The organism is Actinopolyspora mzabensis (assembly GCF_900101095.1).
GTDB classification, from domain to species: Bacteria; Actinomycetota; Actinomycetes; order Mycobacteriales; family Pseudonocardiaceae; genus Actinopolyspora; species Actinopolyspora mzabensis.
In genome coordinates, this window is record NZ_FNFM01000010.1 from 116,040 (window position 1) to 140,023 (window position 23,984).

The 23,984-nt window shown below is 67.7% G+C and carries 16 protein-coding genes and 1 riboswitch; of the genes, 11 read left to right on the plus strand and 5 right to left on the minus strand.

Features of this window, described 5'->3' with window-relative positions:
• Positions 1-152 precede the first annotated feature (152 nt).
• Positions 153-635, plus strand: coding sequence for a hypothetical protein (locus BLR41_RS17305; RefSeq protein ID WP_092630360.1), 483 nt, complete (start codon positions 153-155; stop codon positions 633-635).
• A 515-nt stretch (positions 636-1,150) separates the two neighbouring features.
• On the opposite strand, the gene BLR41_RS17310 is transcribed toward BLR41_RS17305, so the two are convergent.
• On the minus strand, positions 1,151-1,531 hold the full coding sequence (locus BLR41_RS17310) for a hypothetical protein (protein WP_092629952.1): 381 nt from the start codon (positions 1,529-1,531) through the stop codon (positions 1,151-1,153).
• Between the two features lie 529 nt (positions 1,532-2,060).
• Between BLR41_RS17310 and BLR41_RS17315 the strand changes: the two genes are divergently transcribed.
• Positions 2,061-4,082, plus strand: coding sequence for a transglycosylase domain-containing protein (locus BLR41_RS17315; protein WP_245694408.1), 2,022 nt, complete (start codon positions 2,061-2,063; stop codon positions 4,080-4,082).
• Between the two features lie 309 nt (positions 4,083-4,391).
• On the opposite strand, the gene BLR41_RS17320 is transcribed toward BLR41_RS17315, so the two are convergent.
• A complete protein-coding gene (locus BLR41_RS17320) occupies positions 4,392-5,354 on the minus strand; it encodes a CPBP family intramembrane glutamic endopeptidase (protein ID WP_176798037.1) in 963 nt (320 codons plus the stop codon).
• 295 nt (positions 5,355-5,649) lie between these two features.
• A complete protein-coding gene (gene metE, locus BLR41_RS17325; protein ID WP_092629958.1) occupies positions 5,650-7,941 on the minus strand; it encodes a 5-methyltetrahydropteroyltriglutamate--homocysteine S-methyltransferase in 2,292 nt (763 codons plus the stop codon).
• Positions 7,942-8,080: 139 nt separating this feature from the next.
• Positions 8,081-8,338: riboswitch (cobalamin riboswitch) on the minus strand.
• A 181-nt stretch (positions 8,339-8,519) separates the two neighbouring features.
• Between metE and BLR41_RS17330 the strand changes: the two genes are divergently transcribed.
• From BLR41_RS17330 to BLR41_RS17340, 3 genes are all read left to right on the plus strand, one after another.
• A complete protein-coding gene (locus BLR41_RS17330; protein ID WP_092629960.1) occupies positions 8,520-9,872 on the plus strand; it encodes a serine hydrolase domain-containing protein in 1,353 nt (450 codons plus the stop codon).
• 523 nt (positions 9,873-10,395) lie between these two features.
• Positions 10,396-12,063, plus strand: a complete 1,668-nt coding sequence (locus BLR41_RS17335) for a sodium:solute symporter family protein (protein ID WP_092629963.1) — start codon at positions 10,396-10,398, stop codon at positions 12,061-12,063.
• A gap of 377 nt (positions 12,064-12,440) precedes the next feature.
• Entirely contained in the window at positions 12,441-12,728 is a 288-nt protein-coding gene (locus BLR41_RS17340) for a hypothetical protein (RefSeq protein ID WP_092629966.1), read from the plus strand.
• Between the two features lie 65 nt (positions 12,729-12,793).
• Here the strand turns inward: BLR41_RS17340 and BLR41_RS17345 are convergent, their stop codons facing one another.
• Positions 12,794-13,555: an IclR family transcriptional regulator gene (locus tag BLR41_RS17345; RefSeq protein WP_092629969.1), complete on the minus strand. Its 762-nt coding sequence runs from the start codon at positions 13,553-13,555 to the stop codon at positions 12,794-12,796.
• 221 nt (positions 13,556-13,776) lie between these two features.
• Here BLR41_RS17345 and BLR41_RS17350 point away from each other — a divergent pair, with 221 nt between their 5' ends.
• The 5 genes from BLR41_RS17350 (at position 13,777) to BLR41_RS17370 (ending at position 21,007) form a co-directional block, all read left to right on the plus strand.
• Positions 13,777-14,700, plus strand: coding sequence for a U32 family peptidase (locus BLR41_RS17350; RefSeq protein ID WP_245694410.1), 924 nt, complete (start codon positions 13,777-13,779; stop codon positions 14,698-14,700).
• Entirely contained in the window at positions 14,697-15,860 is a 1,164-nt protein-coding gene (locus BLR41_RS17355) for a mandelate racemase/muconate lactonizing enzyme family protein (RefSeq protein WP_092629975.1), read from the plus strand. Before BLR41_RS17350 ends, BLR41_RS17355 begins: the two co-directional genes overlap by 4 nt.
• Positions 15,857-16,870: a zinc-dependent alcohol dehydrogenase gene (locus BLR41_RS17360; RefSeq protein WP_092629978.1), complete on the plus strand. Its 1,014-nt coding sequence runs from the start codon at positions 15,857-15,859 to the stop codon at positions 16,868-16,870. Before BLR41_RS17355 ends, BLR41_RS17360 begins: the two co-directional genes overlap by 4 nt.
• Positions 16,871-16,919: 49 nt before the next feature.
• Entirely contained in the window at positions 16,920-18,401 is a 1,482-nt protein-coding gene (locus BLR41_RS17365) for an aldehyde dehydrogenase (NADP(+)) (protein WP_092629981.1), read from the plus strand.
• A gap of 293 nt (positions 18,402-18,694) precedes the next feature.
• Complete coding sequence (locus BLR41_RS17370) at positions 18,695-21,007, plus strand: beta propeller repeat protein (protein ID WP_218120211.1); 2,313 nt, start codon at positions 18,695-18,697, stop codon at positions 21,005-21,007.
• A 345-nt stretch (positions 21,008-21,352) separates the two neighbouring features.
• Here BLR41_RS17370 and BLR41_RS17375 read toward each other — a convergent pair whose 3' ends face one another.
• Positions 21,353-22,582, minus strand: a complete 1,230-nt coding sequence (locus tag BLR41_RS17375; protein ID WP_218120212.1) for a PQQ-dependent sugar dehydrogenase — start codon at positions 22,580-22,582, stop codon at positions 21,353-21,355.
• 316 nt (positions 22,583-22,898) lie between these two features.
• Between BLR41_RS17375 and BLR41_RS17380 the strand changes: the two genes are divergently transcribed.
• The gene (locus BLR41_RS17380; RefSeq protein ID WP_245694411.1) at positions 22,899-23,840 is read left to right on the plus strand and encodes a patatin-like phospholipase family protein; all 942 of its coding nucleotides are present in this window, start codon (positions 22,899-22,901) and stop codon (positions 23,838-23,840) included.
• The last annotated feature ends 144 nt before the right edge of the window (positions 23,841-23,984 follow it).

Genomic DNA, 23,984 nt, shown 5'->3' on the forward strand with positions numbered 1-23,984 from the left:
CGGTGCCGGTCTCCCATCGCGCGGCGAGGAGGCACCACTCGCCGCGCGAGTACGCCGCACCCCGAGTCGGCCGTGGGCGCCACGGCTGGCAAGCCTGACTCGCGGACAGGCAGCCGCGCCGGCGAGGTGCACTCGAACCTACAATGGGTCGCGTGAAGGGCCGTCTGCTTTCGCCGGGCTGGGTGCTGCTGCACCTGGTGTTTCTCGCCGCCGTCGTCGCCACCGGCTGGCTGGGCTGGTGGCAGTGGGAACGTGCCCACGACGCGGGGGGCAGCTTCCAGAACCTCGGTTACGCGCTGCAGTGGCCGCTGTTCGGAGCGTTCACCCTATTCCTGTGGTACCAGGTGCTCCGGATGTCGCTCGGCGGTGCGGACCAGGAAGCGGCCGAACCGGTCATGGATCCCACGCTCGCTGACGCCGTCCCCGACACTTTCGGTGATGACGGGTCGGGCGAAGCGGAACAGCCCCCACCGGAACCCGCGAAAAACACCGCCGAGAAGAGCGAGTCCGAGCGCCCGAGACGTTCCCCGGTTCCGGAGCGCGCGCCCTCGGTCACCGAGGAGGAGGACCCGCAGCTCGCCGAGTACAACCGCTACCTCGCCGAGCTCAACGCAGCCGAGTCACGACGCCGCTGATCCCCGCCCGAGTCGATTCCTCGGTGACGTCGATTTCGCGAGAAATCGACACCACCCTGGCCGGACCACCTCACGCACCGGGGTTCCTTCCCCAGCCGTGCGTCGATTTCTCGCGAAATCGCCGGGCCGTCGACGCAGGGCGAACTCCCACCGCCCTCGCAATCGCCGCCGCCGCGGGTTCTCCGGTGCGGCTCTCGCGAAATCGCGGGTCCCCTCGGCACGCGACAGTGAGCGAGGCAGCGCAGGGAACCCCGGTGCGTGAGTCGGATGCATTGCGAGGCCGGTCCGCTCGTCGCGTAGGTCGCTACTCAAGAGCCGGTGGGCGTTCTTTGCGGCGCGCGGTAGCGCCGAACCACCACCTGTGCAGCCTGACCACCAGCGGGTTCTCCCGTGCGGCTCTCGCGAGGAAGGCCCGACGTTGTGTAGTCGTTACCCGATGTCGGGCCTCCCGGAGCGAGAGTCGTGCGAGAGGTTCCGCCACCCGCGTACCTACGACGGTCAGTCGGAAAGTTCAACTAGCCGTTGAACTCGATCCGGTCGAACGTTTCACCCTGCACCACGTTGTGCGCGTTGCCGTTGAACTGGTTGACCGTCCGGTTGCCGGTGGCCCGCAGCTGCTGATGCAGGGGTTCACCCGCCTCGCGCAATCGCGCGCCGAACTCGGGATCCTCGTGCTCCAGCTGTTCGAGCCGTTCGGCCAGCGCGGTGACTTTCGGGTGATCGGCGGGACGGTCCTCGGCGGCTTCCAGTGCCGCCTCGGTTCGCGGGTCCGCTTCGGACTTGCCTCGCACGAGTTCCCGCACCTTCGCCAGCGCCGTCGAGCCCGCGCTGCCGAGCGCCGCCGCTGCCTGCCCGGCCAGTGCCGCGGCGATGGAGTCCAGGAAGGGATCGGTCATTCGCCCAGTGTAGCCATTCGGGTATCCACTGTGTTCGTGTTTCGTGCGTGAGGCCGGTGCGAGTCATGCGCGATGCCGGGGCGTGCCGTTCCGCTTCGGGCTCGTTCCCGCGAGGTTCACGGTGTTCGGGTAGCTACTTTCCGGGCCTGCGAGGGGGTTCGCGAATTACCGAGCGTCGTCACGTGGTTCCGGTTGCTTTTCGGTGACATCACTCACCCGGACGCCTGCGTTCGAGTGGTTTTCCCCGGTGAAGTCCACTTTTTCCGGTGGAACCCGGTCACCGACGACGTGCGGTGTGATATCAAGTAGGCGAGCGACGACGGGGGATCCGGGATCGGTGCCCGGTCCGACCCGGCGCCACGTCTCCCTCGTGGGTTCCGGATCTACCAGCGCCGTTGGAACGCGGCATGCGCGCCGGGACCCGATGTCGATGCTCTGCTCGGTGGACACGAGTGTGATTGGGGCTTGCGTGCGGCGCGGCGGCGTGCTGTTAAAACTCTTCGGTCTTTGTGTGCTTTCAGGTGTGCTGGTGGCCAGTCTGATGCTGCCCGCCGCCATCGGGGCCGGTGCGATGGTGAACGAGACGACCTCGGCCATGTCCCGGATGTCGGATTCGTTGGAGAAGGCGCGAATGCCGCTGACCACCGACGTACTCGACCGCAACGGCGATCCGATCGCCCACTTCTACGACGACTACCGGATTCCCACCTCCTCCGACGAGATCGCCGACACCATGCGCTCGGCGATCACCGCGATCGAGGACAAGCGGTTCTGGGACCACAACGGTGTCGACTGGCAAGGCACCATGCGCGCGCTGGCCACCAACATCAGCAGTGGTTCCGTGCAGGAGGGCGCCTCCACGATCACCCAGCAGTACGTGAAGAACTACCTGGTGCACGTGGCGGCCGACAACAAGGTGGAGCGGCACGACGCCCAGGCCACCACCATCGCCCGCAAGCTGCGCGAGGCACGGCTGGCCGTGGAACTGGAACGCACCATGAGCAAGGAGGAGATCCTCACCTCCTACCTGAACGTGGTGCCGTTCGGTAACCAGACGTTCGGGGTCGGGGCCGCCGCCCAGACCTACTTCGGCATCAGCTCGGACCAGCTGAACATTCAGCAGGCCGCGTTGCTGGCCGCGATCGTCAACGCGCCCGGCGCGCTCAATCCGAACAGCAATCCGGACGCGGCGCGGGAACGGCGCAACGAGGTCATCGATCGGATGGCCCAGCCGAACAACAACTTCCGGATCACCGAGGAGGACGCCGAGCGGGCCAAGAAGCAGCCGCTGGGGGTGCTGCACCCACTGGGACGGCCGCCGAGCAGCTGCGTGAGCGCGGGTGGCAGCGCCACCAACGGATTCTTCTGCTCCTACCTGCGGGACTACCTCAACGAGGCCGGTTTCAGTGACAAGGAGCTGGAGAACGGCGGTTACACCATCAACACCACGATGGATCCCGAGGCCACCAAGTCGGCCAAGAAGGCGGCCGAGGCGCAGGTCCCCAAGGACTCCGACAACATCGCCAACCCGATGGCGCTCGTGGAGCCGGGCCAGAACAGCCACAAGGTCCGGGCACTGGTCGCCAACCGCGACTACGGCAACGACGCCAGCCAGGGGCAGACGGCCTACAACATCACCACCGAAGTGATTCCCTACGGCTCCGGCTCGGTGTTCAAGATCTTCACCGCCGCCGCCGCGATCCAGCAGGGGTGGAGCCCGAACGACACGATTCCCGTCCCGTCCGCTTACACGACGCACCAGTTCGGCCACGGGCAGCAGTGGACGGTGCAGAACGCCGAGGGCGTCTCCTCCGGCAGCAGAAGCCTGCGGGACGCGCTGGCCACCTCCCCGAACACCGGCTTCGTCTGGCTGCTGGAACGGGTCGGACTGAACAACGCCGTGGACATCGCCGAGAAACTGGGGCTGCGCCACAGTCTCAGCCGGAAAGTGGACGCCGACGGGGACTCCGAGACGGACAAGAAGATCACCAAGGCGAAGAACATCAAGCAGAGCAGGCAGGGCTCGTTCACGCTCGGTGTCACGCCGGTGAGCGTGCTGGAGCTGTCCAACGTCATGGCCACCATCGCCAGCCACGGCAAGTGGTGCCCGCCCACTCCGGTCGAGTCGATCACCGATCGCGACGGCAATCCGGTCCAGGTCAACGAGAAGCCCTGTTCACAGGTGGTCGCGCCGCGCACCGCGCACGGTCTGGCGCAGGGGCTCTCCGACGACCACAAGGCGGGCGGTACCTCGCACGCCGCCGCCGAGTCCGCGGGCTGGAGCCGGCCGCTGATGGCCAAGACGGGAACCACGCAGTACTACCAGTCCGCGGTGCTGGTCGGCGCCACTCCGCAGATGGCGGGTGCCGTGATGACCTACACCGACGGCCCGCCCTATGAGGGCATCTGCGTCAACGGCAGCGCGGCGCCGTACCAGTGCAGCGACACGGGCGGGAACCTCTTCGGTGGCACCATCCCGGCGCGTACGTTCTATCCGGCCATGAACACGGTGCACGAGGGGCTTCCGGTCAAACAGCTGCCCGAGTTCTGATCCCTCCCGACGGGTGCCTCGCGTGATTTCCGCCGGTCGGCACCCGAGTCGGCCCTGCTGCGCCGGCCGGCGAGCAACGGACCGCGCGGCTCGGGTTTAACCGCCGAAGCGCGTGGAGAAACCGGCGACGTTCGCTGCCCAGCCAACTTTCCGGTGCGGAACTTTCGGAAAGCGGTACGGCCCGATCGGTCGCTCCCAGGAGGCGACCGGTCGGGCCGTGTTTCGTTCGGAGCACCCGGTCCACAGTGGCACCGCTCGACCTGAGAACCGTCGGTCCTCTCCGTTTCCTTCCCGGCGGGAAGTGGGAAATCAGCGGTGGTGGAACCGGGAGACCCCGCTGGTGAGGCCCTCATCCGCCACCTGCTCTCGTGGGAGCTGCACCGGCAGCCGGTGCAGCGCCACCAGCAGCAGGATCAGCAGCCCCAGCACGATCCAGCCCGTCCAGCCGAGCAGTCCCACCGAGACGTTGGAGAACGTTTCCCCCGGTGCGTTGAACACCGCGGGGAGCACGGCCGCCGCGTTGAGGAAACCGTGCGCGACCACGGCGGGCCACACACTGCGCGAGGCCAGCCTGAGCCAGCCGAGCAGCACGCTGACCAGCACGCAGAAAACGACCATCATGATGAAGGCCGCCACTACGGGCACCGTCGGGTAGTTGTACCCCAGCACCAGCAGCGGGGCGTGCCAGAGCCCCCACAGCACTCCGGTGATCAGGAACGCGGCGGGTTGACCGAGCGGCAGCAGGGCCGGGGTCAGATAACCGCGCCAGCCCCATTCCTCCCCCGCGGCGGGAATCACGTTCAGCCAGCCGAACACGAACACGTGCAACAGCAGCAGCAGACCCCCGACGAACGCGGAGTCCGGGGCCTGGTCGGTCAGCGCGAAGCGGAGCTGCCCCGGCAGCCCGGCGAAGTCGAACCAGTGTGCGTCGTAGACGGTCATTGCCCAGCCGACGACCAGCGCCAGCAGCATCGCCACCGGGGCACCGATCCAGCCGAGCAGCCCGTACCGCCACCAGCCGCGTACCCCGTTGGGATGGGTCACACCGGTCTCGCGGAGTATCCGGCCTCGCGGGCTGATCCAGCGGTTCGTCACGAACGTCGCCACCGCCGGCATGAACATCATCGCGATCAGCAATGGCGGGTACCAGGCCCAGGACAGGCCCTTGCCGGAAAGCCACAGCGGCAGGGTCAGCAACCATGCCGGTATGTAGGCGATCAGCACGAAGCCGACCACCCCGCGAACGTCCACTCGGTCGTACTCGGAGCTCATCACGGTATTCTGCCAATCCAAGTCGCACGGATACAGCGGGTGATCGCCGATATTCTCCACGGAAACCCGGCTTCTCGGGCTGCGTGGGGTCGATCGGCGCGACATCTCGCGAGTCCTCGCCGCGGCGAGGAGCGTGTGCTCGTCCACCACACACGAACGGGTCGCCCCGGAGTCCGTGAACTCCGAAGCGACCCGTTTCACGCCGTGCGCGTGTGGTTCCCGCACGGACCGCGCGGGAACTCATGGCTGGTGAGGAGCACGGCGCGAGTCCGACGAACCGACCCGTCGGGCGCGCTCAGCTCCGCGACGAGCCGCGCACCCGCTCGGTCGCGACGCGCATGCTCTCCAGGGCGGCCCTCACCTCCTCGTAGCCGCGGGTCTTGAGCCCGCAGTCCGGGTTGACCCACAGGCGTTCGGCGGGCACGGCCGCCAGAGCCGCGCCGAGCAGTTTCTCGATCTCTTCGGAGCTCGGCACGCGCGGCGAGTGGATGTCGTAGACACCGGGGCCGACGCCCCGGGCGAAACCGACCTCGTTGAGGTCGTCCAGCACCTCCATCCGGGAACGAGCGGCCTCCAGGCTCGTCACGTCCGCGTCGAGGTCCACGATCGCGTTGATGACCTCGCCGAACTCGGAGTAGCACAGGTGGGTGTGGATCTGTGTGGCGTCGGTGACGCCCGCCGTGGCCAGCCGGAACGAGCGCACCGCCCACTCCAGGTACTGCCCGTGCCGCTCCGAACGCAGCGGCAGCAGCTCGCGCAGCGCGGGCTCGTCGACCTGCACCACGCCGATACCGGCAGATTCGAGGTCGCTCACCTCGTCCCGGATCGCCAGCGCCACCTGGTTGGCCGTCTCTCCGAGCGGCTGGTCGTCACGAACGAAGGACCAGGCCAGGATTGTCACCGGGCCGGTGAGCATGCCCTTGACCGGCTTGCTGGTCATGCGCTGGGCCTTCTCGGCCCACTCGACGGTGATGGGCTCGGGCCGTGAGACGTCGCCGAACAGGATCGGCGGGCGTACGCAGCGCGAACCGTAGGACTGCACCCAGCCGTTCAGCGTGCTGACGAAGCCGTTCATGTACTCCGAGAAGTACTGCACCATGTCGTTGCGTTCCGGCTCGCCGTGCACGAGCACGTCGAGTCCGAGGTCCTCCTGCATGGTGATCACGCGCTGGATCTCGTCGGCCATCCTGGTGTTGTAGGTGGTCTCGTCGATCTCGCCGTGCCGGAGCTGGGCGCGCGCCTTGCGGACGTCCGTGGTCTGCGGGAACGAGCCGATCGTGGTGGTCGGCAGCGGCGGCAGCCCGAGTGCCCGCTGTTGATCCGCACGCCGCTTGGCGTACTCACCGCGATCCGCGTCCCGCGGGCGCAGCTTCGAGATGCGATCACGTACCGCCTTGTCGTGCAGCCTGGCCGCGTTCCGCCGGTCCTCGATGGGAGCGCGGGCCTTGTCCAGTCGGTCGCGTACCGCCTCGCGCCCCTCGTGCAGGGCGCGGTCGAGCAGCACGACCTCCTCGACCTTCTGCCGCGCGAACGCCAGCCAGGACTTGACCTGCGGGTCGATGTCCTGCTCGGCCTCGACGTCGTAGGGCACGTGCAGCAGTGAGCACGAGGTGCTCACCGAGACCTCACCGGCGAGACCGAGCAGCGTGGCCGCTTTGGCCAGCGCGTCGTCCAGGTCGGTCCGCCAGATGTTGCGGCCCTCCACCAGACCGGCCACCAGCGTCTTGTTCCGCAGGCCGGTCAGCCCGGACAGCACCTCCATCGTGGTCGAGCCGGCCACGAGGTCCACCCCGACCGCCTCGATCGGCGAGGAGGCCAGCACGCCGAGGGCCTCACCCGGATCGCCGAAGTAGGTGGGCACGAACAGCTTCGGCCGTGCGGTGAGCTCACCGAGCTTGCGGTAGGCGCCGCGCAGCTCCTCCAGTTCCGCCGGCTCGCGGTCGGCCGCGAACGCGGGCTCGTCCAGCTGCACCCACTCCACACCGGCGCGGTGGAGATCACCCAGCAGCTCGGTGTAGGCCTCCAGCAGGTCGTCCAACCGGTGCAGCGGCGCGAAGGAGGACGGTGCCCCCTCGGTGCGCTTGGACAGCAGCAGGAAGGTCAGGGGCCCCACCAGCACGGGGCGGGTGGTTATCCCGAGTTCCCCGGCCTCCCGGAACCGTTCCACGGGGGTGCGGTCGGCGAGGCTGAACTCGGTCTCCGGGCTGATCTCGGGAACGAGGTAGTGGTAGTTGGTGTCGAACCACTTCGTCATCTCCAGCGGCGGGGTGGATTCCGCACCGCGTGCCATGGCGAAGTAGGTGTCCAACGAGTCCAGCCCCAGCCTGCGATAGCGCTCCGGTACGGCGCCGAAGGTCACCGCGGTGTCCAGGACCTGGTCGTAATAGGAGAACGTGTTGCTGGGAACGGATCCCAGACCCGCCTCGTGCAGTTCCCGCCAGCTCTGGGCACGCAGCGTGCGGGCGGTCTCGCGCAGCTGTTCCTTACCGCTCCTGCCCGCCCAGTAGCTCTCCAGGGCCCGTTTGAGTTCCCGCTGCGGGCCGATACGGGGGTATCCGAGTACGGTGGATCCGATTTCGCTGGTCAAAGCTCTCTCCTCGCGAGCTCGACGACATGGTCGACCGAGCACCTCGAGGTATGAGGGCACACGCGTCCACCGTCGCGTGGGAGCTCGCGACGTGACCGCCCTGCCGACCTTCCCTCGAGGTCTCGGACTCGCGCACCGCTCGCGGTGCGCACCGATGGCAGGTCTTCGGACTCGTGGGCACTGTCGGCGCCGGCCGGTTCTCCTACTGGTCGTCGGCTTCCCGGACCCGAGGTCCAGTGCCGTGTTCCACTCGCGGTCCCCGGAAGGGACCGCGGCGGTGACGACGTTCGTTCCCACTCACCGCTGCGGGGCAGTTCCGGATTCACACCGGATTCCCTCTTGCCTCACCGGCGGGGCCGTTCGCCCTCGCCGCTGAACCATCAGCGCTCGTATGGTTGCGCTCGCCGTCCGGTTTGGCAAGCCCCGACCGGCTTTCACGGCGCTTGATCGGCACGCTCGTACCACCGCTCGGCTGCCGTTTCGCCGTTCGGTGTAGCAGCGGTCACACCGACCTCCGGGGTGTGGTGGAGGCGTGGCGAACTTGCCAACGCCGGTGGCCGCGCGAAAGTATGTGGCACATGGCCGGTGAACTGCTGCCCGCGACCCGACGCGCACTGCTGCGCCGCCTGGCACTGGAACAGTCGGGCAACCGTGTCCCCTCGCTCATCGCCGGATTGGTGCGCGACGGCGAGACGATCTGGGTGGACTCCCGCGGGTGGGTGGACGATCGACGACCCGACTCCGATACGCAGTACCGCATCGGGTCCATCACCAAGACCTTCGTGGCGGTGCTGGTGATGCGGCTGCGCGACGAGGGGCTGCTGTCGTTGTCCGACCGGTTCGGCGACCACGTGCCGGGGACGGCGGTCGACGACCGGCAGATCTGGCAGCTGCTCGCGCACTGCAGTGGGCTCAGCTCCGAGCCGGCCGGGCAGTGGTGGGAGCGGACCAAGGGCGAGGCCGCCGAGGACTTCCTCGCGGGCGTGGACAGCGCCCAGCTGCGTCCCGAACCGCAGCACGTGTTCCACTACTCCAACACCGCTTTCGGGCTGTTGGGGCAGTTGATCGAACGCGCACGCGGCAAGGACTTCACGGCGGTGCTGCACGAGGAGATCCTGGAACCGCTCGGGATGCGCCGCACCACGGAGAGCCCCGTCCCGCCGTACGCGCCGGGCCTGGCGGTGCACCCCTGGGCGGATGTGCTGCAGCCCGAACCGTTCGAGGACGCGGTCGCGATGGCTCCGGCCGGTCAGCTCTGGTCCACGGTCGACGACATGCTCCGCTGGTCGCGTTTCCTGATCGGTGAGACGGGGGAGGTACTGCACCCCGACACGCTCGACGAGATGCGCAGGCCGGCCAGTGTGGACGACGGGCCGCAGTGGACCAGGGGAGCCGGCCTGGGGCTGCAACTGGCACGGCACAACGGTCGCGCGCTCGTCGGGCACAGTGGCTCCATGCCGGGTTTTCTGGCCAATCTGCTGGCCGACCCCGCCGAGTCCACCGGTGTGATCTTTCTCGCCAACACCACCGCCGGGGCGAACGGCGCGCTCGCGGTCGATCTGCTCGAGATCCTCGCCGAGCACGAACCCCGCATCCCTCCGGAGTGGGTTCCCGAGGGCGGGGTCTCCGAGGACCTGTTGGAGCTGACCGGGTTGTGGTACTGGGGACCGGTGCCGCAACTGCTCCGGGTGCTGCCCGACGGCATGCTCGATCTCTCCGCCTGGCAGGGGCCGGGGCGGCCGTCGCGTTTCCGGCCGGACGGGCAGGACAACTGGATCGGCCTGGACGGGTACCACCGGGGGGAGCGGCTGCGCGTCGTCCGGGCCCCTGACGGAACTGTCACACACCTGGATCTCAACACCTTCGTCTTCACCAGAAGGCCCTACGATCCCTCGGCGCCCGTTCCGGGCGGGACGTTGCCCTGGGAGTGAGAACTCGGTGCGAGTTCTCGCGGAACTTCCCCGGCCGCAGCGCCGGAGCAGCCCCTCCCGCGCGGAACGAGCTGACGCGTAACCGCGCGTAGGGCCGACTCCGCCACCCGACAAGCCCGTCCCGAGGAGTCCTCTGGGGCTTCCCGATTTTCCGTGGCGGATCGTTGGCGGAGGCGGTTGTCCGGCATCCGCCAGTGGTGTTCCGGACCGCAGGGGCCCACTAAGTGAAACGGCGATTCTCGGGCCTCGGGCCTTCCCGTGTGGACGATCGGCACGCTGTGAGCGCTCTCGAAAAGAACTTCGTGCTCGTGGCGACCAGCTGTGTACACAGTGTTTCCTCGACTCCCTGCGGTTCTGCCGTGCGTGTCGTACGGCAGGCGCTGGTACTCCGTCCGAGGGAGAAGCCGCGGCCTCGCATGTGTTGACCGTCACCCGATCGTGTCGTACGTTGTCGAACAACGTTCGGTATTCCGGACATGCGATTGGAGAGCCAACTCGCGGACGGCGACAGGATCGGACGACAATGCACACTCTGGCCGATGGGCTACGGCTGTCCATGAACTGGATGGACAGCCTCATTCTTGTCATTTACTTCGTGGTCGTGCTAGGTATCGCGTTCGCCGCGAAACGAAGCGTCCACTCCACGCTCGACTTCTTTCTGTCCGGGCGTTCACTACCCGCGTGGGTGACGGGACTGGCGTTCGTCTCGGCGAATCTGGGAGCCACCGAGATTCTCGGCATGGCAGCCAACGGTGCGCAGTACGGCGCCTACACCGTGCACTGGTATCTGATCGGCGCGATTCCTGCCATGGTTTTCCTCGGCCTGGTCATGATGCCGTTCTACTACAACTCGAAGGTGCGCAGCGTTCCCGAATTCCTGCTGCGGCGGTTCAGCAGCTCCTCGCACCTGTTGAGCGCGGTCATATTCGCGGTGGCCTCGGTCCTGATAGCCGGTGTGAACCTCTACGCTCTGGCGATCGTGCTGCGGGCACTGCTCGGCTGGCCGATCCCACTGTCCATCGTCATAGCCGGTGTGTTCGTGCTGATCTACATCACCGTCGGTGGACTCACCTCGGCCATCTACAACGAGGTCCTGCAGTTCTTCGTCATCGTGGCGGCACTGGTGCCGCTGACCGTGCTCGGACTGATCCGGGTCGGCGGGGTCGGCGGCGTCATCGACAAGGTGACCGCCTCCGAGGGAGCGCAGTTCCTGACCGCATGGGGCGGAACCGGATTCGGGCAGGACAACCCGCTCGGGGCCAACTGGCTCACCATCTCGCTCGGCCTCGGCTTCGCGATCTCCTTCGGGTACTGGACCACCAACTTCGCGGAGGTGCAGCGCTCGCTGTCCGCCAAGAACCTCTCGGCGGCCCGGCGGACCCCGCTGATCGCGGCGTTCCCCAAGATGTTCATCCCGCTGGTCGTGGTGCTGCCCGGTCTGATCGCGTTGATCATGCAGCCCGACATCGGCCAACCGGGCAGTCAGTACGACTACAACTCGGCGATTCCGCTGCTCATGGCGCAATTGTTGCCGAACGGCGTGCTGGGGCTGGCGGTCACGGGGTTGATGGCATCGTTCATGGCCGGTATGGCGGCCAACGTCTCCAGTTTCAACACCGTGTTCACCGCGGATATCTGGGAGCCGTACATAAAGCCGAACATGCCGGATTCGCACTATCTCACGGTCGGCCGTGTCATCACCGCCATCGGTGTGGTGATCGGTATCGGAACGGCGTTCATCGCGGCTTCCTTCAGCAACATCATGAACTACATGCAGACGTTGTTCTCGTTCTTCAACGTCCCGCTGTTCGCCACGTTCATTCTGGCGCTGTTCTGGAAACGCATGACCGCCAAGGCGGGATTCTGGGGACTGCTGCTCGGCACCCTCGCACCGATCGCGTTCTACAGCATGTACCGGGCCGGAATAGTGGACATGGACAGCGCGCAGGGCGTGAACATGATCGCCGCGATCATCGCACTCGTGACCGATCTCGTGGTCAGTGTTCCGATCGCGCTGGCGACCACTCCGAAGTCGGAGGCCGAACTCGCGGGGCTGGTCTACACCCGGGCCGATGCCACGGACTCCGGGGAAATGCAGCGGGGCGACGACGCGTGGTACCGCAAACCGGCCCTGCTCGGTTGGGGTGCGATCGTGCTCGCCGTGCTGTGCTACGTCCCCTTCTCCCTCTAGTTTTGGACAGAGTCTTTGGCCGGGCTGCCGGGGTGGTCCCGTGGCGGAACCTCTCGCACGGCTCTCGCTGCGGGTCCGGAGACATCGGGTAGGCACTACACAACGTCTCCGGCGTCCTCGCGAGAGCCGCACGGGAGAACCCGCGGCGGTGCCGACCGCGTGAGTGGTGGGAGTTCGGCGCCGGGAGTACTGAAGGGATACGTCACACGACGGCCCGACCGAATGGAGAAATTCGATGCGGACGTACCGCACGCTTCGAACGGGGTCCGACGCGTGGTTCACCGAGGAACGTGGGGTCCCTCCGCGAGCAGTGTTCGTTGAGTCGGGGGCCGAGGTTTTTGGATCAAGAAGGACAGCAGGTTCGGTGGAGGTGAGCGATGTCGGAGTCGCGTGAACCGGGAAGCGAGCAGTCGGACGCCGCGCGGCGGGAGAGATCGGCGAAGCTGTTCGACGTGCGGACGGTCATAGGCGGCCTGTTCGTGGTCTACGGCCTGTTGGTCGGTTCTGCCGGGCTGTTTCCCACCGAGGAGGGGCTGGCCAAGTCGCAGGGGGTCAACATCAACCTCTGGACCGGGTTGTCCATGTTGGTGCTGGGTGGGCTCTTCCTGCTGTGGGTGCGGTTGCGGCCGTTGGAAACCCCGACGCAGGGCGACGAGGGCGACTGATCGGGTTTTACGTCGTGGAAACCCGCTGACGGGGCTTTTCGCTCCGACCGGAGCGAAAAGCCCCGTCACGCGCGGTAGCCCAACCGTTCCGAGAGGTTCCCCGCTCCCCGCATCACGGTTTCGGTGAGTTCGCTCTCCGCGGCGTCATTCCAGCGCGGGATGGGAACCGCGATGCTCATCGCGGCCACGACGACTCCGTAGTGATCGTGTACCGGGGCCGCGACACAGGCGACCGCGTCGTTGGACTCGCAGTACTCCCGGGACCGACCGCACTCGGCCACGTTGTCGAGCTCCGCGCGCAGGCTGGTGAGATTGGTGATGCTGTTGTCCGTCATCGCGCGCAGCGCCTCCGAACCGTAGAGCTCGTCGAGCTCCGGTGTCGGGAGCGAGGCGAGGAGGGCCTTGCCGACAGCGGTGCAGTGGGCCGGCAACCGCCTGCCCACGGCCGAGACCATCCGCACCGGGTGTCCACTGTCGACCTTGGCGATGTAGAGCACCTCGGTTCCCTCGCGGATGCCGATGTGCACGGTCTCGTTGCACTCGGCGGCCACTTCCTCCGCCACCAGCTGCCCCTCGCGGGCGAGGTCGAGGCGGTCGGCGTAGGCGGAGCCGAGCTGGAAACCCCGCACCCCCAGGCGGTAGCGAGCGCCGCCCCGTCCCGAGGGGACGAGATACCCGCGTTCCACGAGCGTGCTGAGCAGCTCGTGCACCGTTGTGCGCGGCAATCCGAGCTTTCCCGTGATCTCCGGAGCGCTGAGCTCCGGTTCGTCCAGGAACAGCTCCAGGATGTCGAATGCCCGCTGTAGTGCGGGTACCGCTCGTGCCACCGGATTCGTCCTCCCGTCGTCGAGCCGGGACGCGTTGTGAGCCGGCCCGCGATGCCTGCCGACCGCAGCTCGGCATTTGACCGGTATTTCGAACAGTCTACCGAACAGAGCTGCCGGTTGCTCGCGGCATCGCCTATTGACCTCGCGGAACTCCCGCGACTAAGTTGTCCGAACAACGTCCGATATTTCGAACGGAGTAGGCGTTGGAAGCACGAACGTTCTTGCGATCCCAAGGATTGCCATCCGGGGATGCCGAGTCACCGCCGGACAGCTCGAAGCGTTTCCCGGACGGTGCTCGTTACCGGGTGGAGATCCCCAGCACCGAGGGGCCGGAAGTGCTCGACGCGGTGCTTGCCGAGGCCGATGAGCGCGCTGTCCCGGTACACCGGATCTCCCAGGGAAGCGGGGCGATGCTGCTCACCGACGGGGAACTCACGCGCATGGCGGGCACCGCCGCCCGCAACCACGTCGAGTTGAGCCTGTTCGCCCGGCCACAGGCCGGCTGGCACACCGGTGCGATGGCCTCGTCCCCGACCGGCGGCGCCCTCGCGTCCCAGGCGCGCGGCACCGAGCAGCTGGTTCACGTACTCGAGGACATCCGCAGAAGCGCGGCAGCCGGAGTGCGCAGCGTGCTGATCACCGATCTGGGAGTGCTCTCCGTGGCCGCCAGAATGCGTGCCCAACGGGAACTCCCCCCGGACATGCGCTTCAAGATCAGCGTCCAAATGGCACTGTCCAATCCGGCATCGATACGTATCGCGGAGGAGTTCGGCGCCGACACCTACAACGTGCCGACCGATCTCTCCCCGGCGCAGCTGGCCGCGATCCGAGCGGCCACGGACCTTCCACTCGACGTGTACATCGAGTCCCCGGACGAGCTCGGCGGATTCGTCCGGCACTACGAGATAGCCGAGATAGTGCGGGTGGCCGCGCCGGTCTACGTCAAGTTCGGGCTGCGCAACGCCCCCAACATCTATCCGAGCGGAAGCCATCTCACCGACACGGCCGTCGGCCTCGGGAAGGAGCGTGTCCGCCGCGCCCGCATCGGGCTGGACATGCTGCACCGCTACATGCCCGAGGCGGAGACATCCGAGTTGCCCGTGGCCGATCTGGCCGTACCGACCGAAGTGGGTGAACACCGATGAGGATCACGAAAATCGAACCCCTGGTGCTCGGCACGCCCTGGCGCGATCTGACCTATCTGCGGGTGCACACCGACGACGGCATCGTGGGTGTCGGCGAGACCCGCATGCTGGGGCACACCGAGGCGCTGCTCGGATACCTCAACGAGGCCGCGCGCAACCACGTGATCGGTGCCGACCCCTTCAACACCGAAGCGCTGGTGTGGCGCATGAAGCGCGGGGACTACGGCCGGGCCGGTGAGGTCGTCATGTCCGGCATCGCCTGCGTGGAGATGGCCTGCTGGGACATCGTCGGCAAGGCACTCGGGCAACCCGTCTGGCGGTTGCTGGGCGGGAACGTCCGGGACGGGATAAAGGCCTACGCCAACGGCTGGTACACCGTGGAGCGCACCGCCGAACAGTTCCACGAAGCGGCCCGTGCGGTGGTCGACAGGGGATATCGGGCACTCAAGTTCGACCCGTTCGGTCCGGGCCGCTGGGAACTGGAGCCCGCCGAGGCGCGGCGCTCGGTGGAACTGGTCTCGGCCGTACGGGACGCCGTCGGCCCCGACGTGGAGATCCTGGTCGAGATGCACGGCCGGTTCACACCCGCCGAGGCCACCCGCATCGCAAAGGAGCTCGAGCCGTTCGATCCCAGCTGGATCGAGGAACCGGTGCCGCCGGAGAACCAGGAGGCGTTGGCCAAGGTCTCGCGGAACACCACGCTGCCGGTGGCCACCGGTGAGCGTATCCACGACCGCACCGAGTTCCGCGAGTTGTTCGCACACCAGTCCGCCGACATCATCCAACCCGACATCGGGCACTTCGGCGGAATAATGGAGACGCGAAAGCTCGCCGCCACCGCCGAGACCCACTACGTGCTGCTGGCACCGCACAACGTCGGCGGCCCGGTGCTCACCGCCGCCAACCTGCACCTCGCCGCGGTGACCGAGAACTTCAAGATCCAGGAGCACTTCAACGACTTCGCCGACTCCCACGTGAAGCAGGCCGCTCCCGGCGTCCCCGAAGTGGCGGACGGCTACTTCGCGCTGCCCACGGGCCCCGGCCTGGGGGTGGAGCTCGACGTCGACTTTGTGCGGGAGTACCCGGCACGCGGTGCCAGGTTCGACCTCTACGCCGAGGACTGGCAGTTTCGGGGTACGAAGGGAGAGAGCGCCTCTTGAGCGATGCCAGAGCGGTACGCATCGACGAACCCGGCAGTATTCGCGTCGTTCCCACCGAACCCACCGAACCCGGCCCCGGGGAGGCCCTCGTCGAGATCGCCCGCAGCGGCATCTGCGGCTCCGACCGCGAGGTCTTCACCGGCAATCGCCCCGCGGACTTCGTGAGTTACCCCGTGATCCCCGGCCACGAGTGGTCCGGCAGGGTCGTAGCGGTGGGGCCGGACGTCACGGCTGATCTCCGCGGCCGGCTGGTCGTGGGGGAGGGATTCCGCGGTTGCGGGGTGTGCCCCGCCTGCCGCAGGGGCGACAACAATCTCTGCGCCACGCAGTACGAGGAAACCGGCTTCACCCGGCCCGGTGGTTGGTCGAACTACCTCACCCTGCCCGCGAGACTGCTGCACGTGCTGCCCGACGACGCCGATCCGCGCGGTGCGGCGGTGCTGGAACCGGCCGCTTGCGCGGCCGCTGCCACACTCAAGCTCGCGGTGGTTCCCGGGGAACGTGTCGCGGTGGTCGGCGGCGGGAGTCTCGGGCTGTTGTCCACCCAGCTGATCGCCGCTGCCTCGCCCGCGGAGCTGTCCGTGGTGGAGCCCGGCGAGCGGGCCGGGATCGCCACCGCCTGCGGTGCCACCGGGCTCCACGAGCCCGCGGAGGTCGAACGGCTGGCGGGAAGCTACGACGCCGTGCTCGAGGCGGCGGGTGCTCCGGGCACGGCCGCGCTCGCCACCCGGCTGGCACGACCCGGCGGCAGAGTGGTGCTCACCGGCGTGGCCGCCGACGATCCCGAACCGCCGGATCCGGCCCGCCTGGTGCTCTCGCAGCTCACGATGCACACCGTCTTCGGCGCTCCCTCCCGCGCGTGGGGGCACGCCGTGTCGGCCTTCACCAGCGGTGTGCTGGATCCGGCGCTGCTCGTCACCCGCGAGCTGGAACTGGACGAGGCTTCCGAAGCGCTGCGCCTGCTCGGCGAGCAGCGGGGCGCGGACGTGAAGATCCTGTTGCGGCCGTGACCCGGCACTCCGAACGCAGAACTCCGACCAGAGGAGGCAACCGAGTCCCATGACAACGTCCCGAGTCGTTTCCACCGGTGAAGACCACGAAACCGTGCTGGACAACGCCACCACCGCCGCCGAGAGGCTCGCCGCGACCAGTCCGTCCGACATCGCGGGCCTGCTTCGGGGAGTGGCGGCCGAGTTGGACGCCCACACCGAGGAACTCGTGCCGCTGGCGCAGCGGGAGTCCCACCTGCCGGAGGGACGGCTGCGCGGCGAGCTCGTGCGCACCACGTTCCAACTGCGGTTGTTCGCCGACACCGTGGTGGAAGGCGCGCACCTGAAGGCCACCATCGACACCCCGGAACCGGACTGGCCGACCGGTGCCCGTCCCGATCTGCGTCGTACCGTGCTGCCGCTCGGGCCGGTTCTGGTGTTCGCGGCCAGCAACTTCCCGTTCGCCTTCAGCGTCGCCGGGGGCGACACCGCCTCGGCGTTGGCCGCTGGTTGTCCCGTGGTGGTCAAGGCGCATCCGGGACATCCGGAACTCTCCCGGCGAACCGCAGAGATCGTCACGGGGGCGTTGCACCGTGCGGGGGCGCCCGAGGGGACTTTCGCGCTGGTGGAGGGAACCGAGCAGGCGAAGGCCGTGCTGCTGGACGAGCGGGTCCGGGCCGGTGCGTTCACCGGATCGAACACCGCGGGCCGTGCGCTGTTCGACCTCGCCGCTTCCCGGAACTCACCCATCCCGTTCTACGCCGAGATGGGCAGCGTGAACCCCGCTTTCGTGACTCCCGAGGCCGCCGCAGGGCGGGGCGCGGAGATCGCACGGGGGTATCTCGACTCCTACACGCTGGGAGTCGGACAGTTCTGCACGAAGCCCGGCCTGCTGCTGGTGCCGTCCAGCGCGGCGCAGCGGTTCCGCGACGTGCTGATTCCGGAGGTCGAGCAGCGTGCCACGGCCCCGATGCTCAACGACGGCCTCGAAGCCGCGTTCCAGGAGACGCTGAGTTCGCTGCGGGACCACGCGGCGGTGGAGACGCTGGTTTCCGGGCAACGCACCGGGGGAACGGTCGGTCCGAGCCTGCTCTACACCAGCGCGCGTGAGCTCGTCGACAACCGCGAGGAACTCACGGCCGAGTGCTTCGGCCCGGCATCGTTGCTGGTGGGCTATTCCGACACCGACGAGTTGCTGGAAGCGGCCGGTGTCTTCACCGGGGAGCTGACGGCGACGGTGCACGGCAACGAGGAGGAGAGCATCGTCGCACCGCTGTTCCGGACGCTGAGTGCGAGTGTGGGCAGGTTGGTCTGGAACGGCTGGCCCACCGGAGTCAGCGTCAGCCACGGGATGCAGCACGGTGGGCCGTATCCCGCCACCACGGCGCCGATACACACCTCGGTGGGTACCGCCGCGATCGAGCGGTTCCTGCGCCCGGTGGCGTTCCAGAACGCCCCTCGTGGGGTGCTGCCCGAGGCGGTCCGGGACGGCAATCCGCTCGGAGTGCCGCGTCGCGTGAACGGGCGGATGGAGTCGCCCGAGCAGGGCTGACGGGATGCCGCACTCAGTCCTCGCCGGGGCTGCTGTGCGGCCGAAGCCCTCGTGTGGGGCTTTTCGCGCGGGGTTCGTGGTGGCCGTGCCGTAAAGCGCGGCGATCTCGCGAGAAATCGACGCCGCACAGCGCAGTGACGGGGGAGCCCCAGTGGATTCTCGCCGTGGGCTCCGGACCCAGGTGTGTCCGGAGCCCACGCTGGTCCATTCCGGCGTTTCCACGAGTCGCCTCGTTGACAGCGATTTGAAGCGCTTCGATTCTGGGAGCGCTCCCAATACTTCGGAGGTAGCTCATGTGGCGACGGTTACCCGTGCTGCTGGCGGCCGCGCTGTTGGCTGCCGTGCCGCTCACGAGCCCGGCGAGCACGGCACCCTCGGCGGAGGCCGAGTCCACGGCAGACAGTGCGCGGTACGACTGGCGCAACGCGCAGATCGGCGGTGGCGGCTTCGTCCCCGGGATCGTGTTCAACCGAACCGAGCCGGGTCTGGTCTACGCGAGAACCGACATCGGCGGTGCCTATCGACGCGACTCCGGTACCGCCGGTCGATGGGTCCCCCTGCTGGACTGGGTCGGCCAGGACAACTGGGGCTACAACGGCGTGGCGAGCCTGGCGACCGACCCGGTGAACCCCGATCGCGTGTACGCCGCCGTCGGTATGTACACCAACAGCTGGGACCCCAACAACGGCGCCATCCTGCGCTCGAAGGACCGCGGCGAGAGCTGGGAGATCACCGAACTGCCCTTCAAACTCGGCGGGAACATGCCCGGCCGCGGAATGGGAGAGCGGTTGGCGATCGACCCCAACGACAACAGCGTGCTCTACCTGGGCACCCCCAGCGGGAACGGGCTGTGGCGCAGCACCGACCACGGCAAGACCTGGTCCGAGGTGGGGAACTTCCCGAACCCAGGCGACTACGTCGCCGACCCGAGCGACACCACGGGACTGTACTCGGACAATCAAGGGGTCACCTGGGTGGTGTTCGACCAGAGCAGCGGATCCAGCGATTCCCCCACCAGCGACATCTACGTCGGGGTGGCGGACAAGCAGAACACGATCTACCGCAGCACCGACGCCGGGGCCACCTGGGAACGCGTGCCGAACCAGCCGACCGGCCACCTCGCCCACAAGGCCGTGCTCGACAGCCGGAACGGCTATCTCTACATGGCCACCAGTAACACCGGCGGCCCGTACGACGGCAGCTCGGGCGACGTGTGGAAACTCGACACCGAAACCGGTGCGTGGACCCGCATCAGCCCGGTGCCCTCCACCAGTTCCGACAACTACTACGGCTACAGCGGCCTCACCATCGACCGGCAGAACCCGGACACGCTCATGGTCGCCACCCAGATCTCGTGGTACCCGGACGTGATCCTCTTCCGCAGTACCGACGGCGGCCGGAGCTGGAGCCGCATCTGGGACTGGGACGCCTATCCGAACCGGGAACTGAACTACGAGATGGACATCTCCTCGGTGCCCTGGCTGACCTTCGGAACCGAGCAACCCGCCCCGCCGGAGACCTCTCCGAAGCTCGGTTGGATGACCGAATCGGTGGAGATAGACCCGTTCGACTCCGATCGGATGCTCTACGGCACCGGTGCGACCATCTACGGCACCGACAACCTCACCGAGTGGGACGCGGGCGACAAGATCGCCATCGAGCCCAGGGTGGCCGGGCTGGAGGAGACCGCGGTGTTCGACCTGATCAGCCCACCGGGCGGCGCTCCGGTGCTGTCCGCCCTCGGTGACCTCGGTGGTTTCCGGCACGAGCGGCTGGACGAGATCCCGGACACGATTTACGAGAACCCCGTCTTCACCAGCACCACGAGCATGGACTACGCGGGCACGGCGCCGGACACGATCGTCCGGGTGGGTGAGTTCGACAAGTCGAGCAGGCCCGATGACAGCCGGGTCGCGTTCTCCCACGACGGCGGGAAGAGCTGGTTCCAGAACACCGAACCCTCCGGTGTCACCGGCGGCGGTACCGTCGCTGCCGCCGCGGACGGCAGCGGCTTCGTCTGGAGCCCGGAAGGTACCGGGGTGCACCACACGACCGACCAGGGCGCGAGCTGGCAGGTGTCCACCGGGATCCCCAGCGGTGCGCGCGTGGAGTCCGACCGGGTCGATCCGGACAAGTTCTACGGTTTCCACCAGGGAACCTTCTACGTCAGCACCGACGGCGGAGCCAACTTCACCGCTTCGTCGGCTTCCGAGCTCCCGACGGGGAGTGGTTACTTCAAGGCCGTTCCCGGACGGTCGGGCGAGCTCTGGCTGACAGGAGAGGGCGGACTCTGGCACTCGACCGACTCGGGGAAGTCCTTCAGCAGGATCTCCGGAGTGGCCGACTCCGACAACATCGGTTTCGGCAAGTCCGCACCGGGAAGCGACTACCCGGCCATGTACTCGATCGCCACCATCGATGGTGTGACGGGTGTCTTCCGCTCCGACGATGCCGGGCGGAGCTGGACCCGCATCAACGACGACCAGCACCAGTACGGCAACATCGGCGATGCCATCACCGGTGACCCCGATGTCTACGGGAGGGTGTACCTCGGTACCAACGGGCGAGGCGTCATATACGCCGACCCCTCGAACCAAAATCCGTAGTGGCAGTCGTCCGGGTGGTCGGTTAGCCGTCGCGTGAGTCGGTGCCTTGCGGCGTTGGGCCGGCTCTTGAGTAGCGACCTACGCGGCGAGCGGCCCGGTCTCGCGATGCATCCGACTCACGCACCGGGCCCAGGCGCGCTGCTCACCCGCGTAGTCGGGCCCTGGCTGGGGTCTCGGGCGCGGCGATTTCGCGAGAAATCGACGCCCCCGAGAGCGGCGATGCGGGTGAGGTAGGGCCCCGCAGCGCTTCTCGTGGCGAGCGCTCACTCCGCTGAGCGGAAGAATCGGCCGGGTGGAAGGGATCCACCCGGCCGATTCATCGCGCTCACGAGCCGCGTCGCGGTCTCAGGAGTCGGTCGAGAAGGACAGCCGGTACATCATGCCGGGCAGGTCGTTGACCACGTACAGCTCGCCGGAGCTGTCAGCTCCGAAGGCGGTGACCTGGATGGGCAGTTTCCCGAGCTTGGCGCTCTGATAGGTGTGCCCGCCGTCGTCGCTGCGGATGCCCCACACGTTGGCCGAGCAGTAGTCCGCCGCCAGATAGGTGCCGTCCGCGATGTCCGAGTACTGCTCGCCCCGGTAGACCCGTCCGCCGATCACGGCGCAGCCCTCCACCGAGGTCTGGTAGGTGAACACCGGATCCACGTAGTCCGCCGTCGGGTCGCACCGGTCCGGGGCGAACTGCTCCGTCCCCTCCATGCAGGACCAACCGAAGTTCTGGTCGCGCACCCCTTGCGGGATTCGGTTCACCTCCTCGAGGGAACCCTGGCCCACATCGGCGATCCACAGCGATCTTCCCTCGGGGTCGAAGGAGATCCGCCACGGATTGCGCAGTCCGTAGCTCCAGATCTCGTCACGCGCTCCGGGGGTGTGCGCGTACGGATTGTCGGGCGGGACACAGTACGGCAGTTCACCGCACTTCCCGCTGACGTCGATCCGCAGTACCTTGCCCAGCAGCGTGCCGAGATCCTGTCCGCTGCGCAGCGGATCGCCCGCTCCACCGCCGTCACCGATTCCCATGTAGAGGAATCCGTCCGGGCCGAAGGCGATGTCGCCGCCGTTGTGGTTGGTGTGCTCGGCGTGCGGCTGAGTGAGCAGGACTTCCTCGGAGGCGGCCGGGTCCTCCGCCGCCAACGAGAACCGTGACAGGGTCACGGCGGCATCGGTCGCCCGGGTGTAGGCGGCGTAGAGCGTGTTGTTCCCGCTGCCATCGGGGGAGGGGGCTATGCCGAGCAGTCCCTGCTCGTTACCCGCGTTCTCCACTCGGTTCGTTATGTCGAGTACCGGCTGCCCCAAGGCGTCGGTCGCGGGATCGTAGGCGCGTATCGTGCCGGGTTTCTCGGCTACGAGCATTCGACCCGTGCCGTCCGAAGCGGACGTGATGTCTGTGGGTCGTTGCAGCCGCTCCGAGGCCACCCGTGTGGCCGTGACGTTCAGGTCCGTCAGCGCCGGTCGCTCCGATCGAGCCGCGGCTGAATCGTCGGTCTTCGCGACCGGTGTCGCCATTGCCGGTGCGCCCATGGTCACCGTGCTCAGGAGCAGTGACAGGAGTACCGTTCCGGTTCTTCGTCGCATTTCGCCCTCCCGGTCGGGGTGCGTTCTGTCGGGGTGCGGCTGCTGATCGGTTCCGTGTCGATGAGCCGATCCAGCGACACCTCGCCGTTCGCCACGGCTTTCCCGAAGAGCTCGGTTCCGGGGTGGTGCGACACCGCCGCTGTGACCGTGGCTGGGAAGCATGTTATGGGAGCGCTCCCAAAAACAGTAGGGTTCGTTCGGGGGAGTCGGCGCTCGCACGCTCGGGCGCAGCCGAGGAGCTTCGGGCGCGCATCGCGATGTGATCCGCCACTCCGGTTCCCGGCGATCGCGGCGCACCGCGGATATGTTGGGGGATGTGACTACTGGGCGGGAAAGCAACAGGACCACCGCGTGGGTGCTGCCGGGAGGATCCACGTTCGGCGCGGTGCAGGCCGGACTGGTCAGCGCGCTGTTCGAGCGCGGTATTACTCCCGACATGCTGGTCGGCACCTCGGCCGGAGCGCTGAACTCGGCCTGGCTGGCAGCGGATCCGACCGTGAGCGGCGCCGAGCGACTCCGGGAAGTGTGGACCGGTATGCGTCGCCGTGATGTGTTCCCGGTCGAGCCGCTGCGCATCCTCTCGGGCAAGCTGGGACTGTCGAACCACCTGATGAGCAACCGCGGTCTGGCCGCGTGGCTGCACCGCACCCTGCCCTTCCGGCGGTTGGAGGAGGCGCGGTTGCCCGTCACGGTCACCGCGACCGATGTGGACACCAGCGAGTTGGTGTTCCTGGACAGCGGCCCCGCGCTGCCCGCTCTGGTGGCCTCGTGCGCCATTCCCGGCGTGTTTCCGCCCGTCGAGGTGGCGGGGCGTTCACTGATCGACGGTGGTCCGGCCGCGTTCATGCCGATCAGTCGTGCGGTGGCGCAGGGCGCGGAACGCGTGTACGTGCTGCCCTGCAGCGGCACCCGTTCACTGGACGCCGAGGAGGCGAGGTTCGGCGTGCTGCCTCCGTCGAAAAGCCCGGCCAAGTCGATCGGCGGCATCAACGGGTCCGCGCTGAGCGCGGCCATGTTCGCGGCATCGAGACTGGACATGCAGCTCAACGCGGCCCACTGCGAGCTCTACGTGCTGCCCTCGCCGAAGGTGGATCGGCTTTCGCCCTACTCGTTCCGCCACTCGGCCGCCCTGATCGACTGGGCCTGGCGCACCGCGCACGACTGGTTGCCCACCGCGCGACCGGTTCCCGCGGCTCCGGTGGACATCGCGGGAGAGGCCCGTGCGCCTGGTGGGATGCTCGAAATCACCGATTCGTGACGAAATTCCTCGTTCCTCGTCTCATCGGCCGATCGATCGAACGTGGCGAGGCGGGGTGACTCGGTGTTTTGCCGCTTCCTTCGGCAGATGAACGTTGTGAGTAGTTCTGTTTCGTCGTGATGAATTCCGTGGTGACTCTGATGC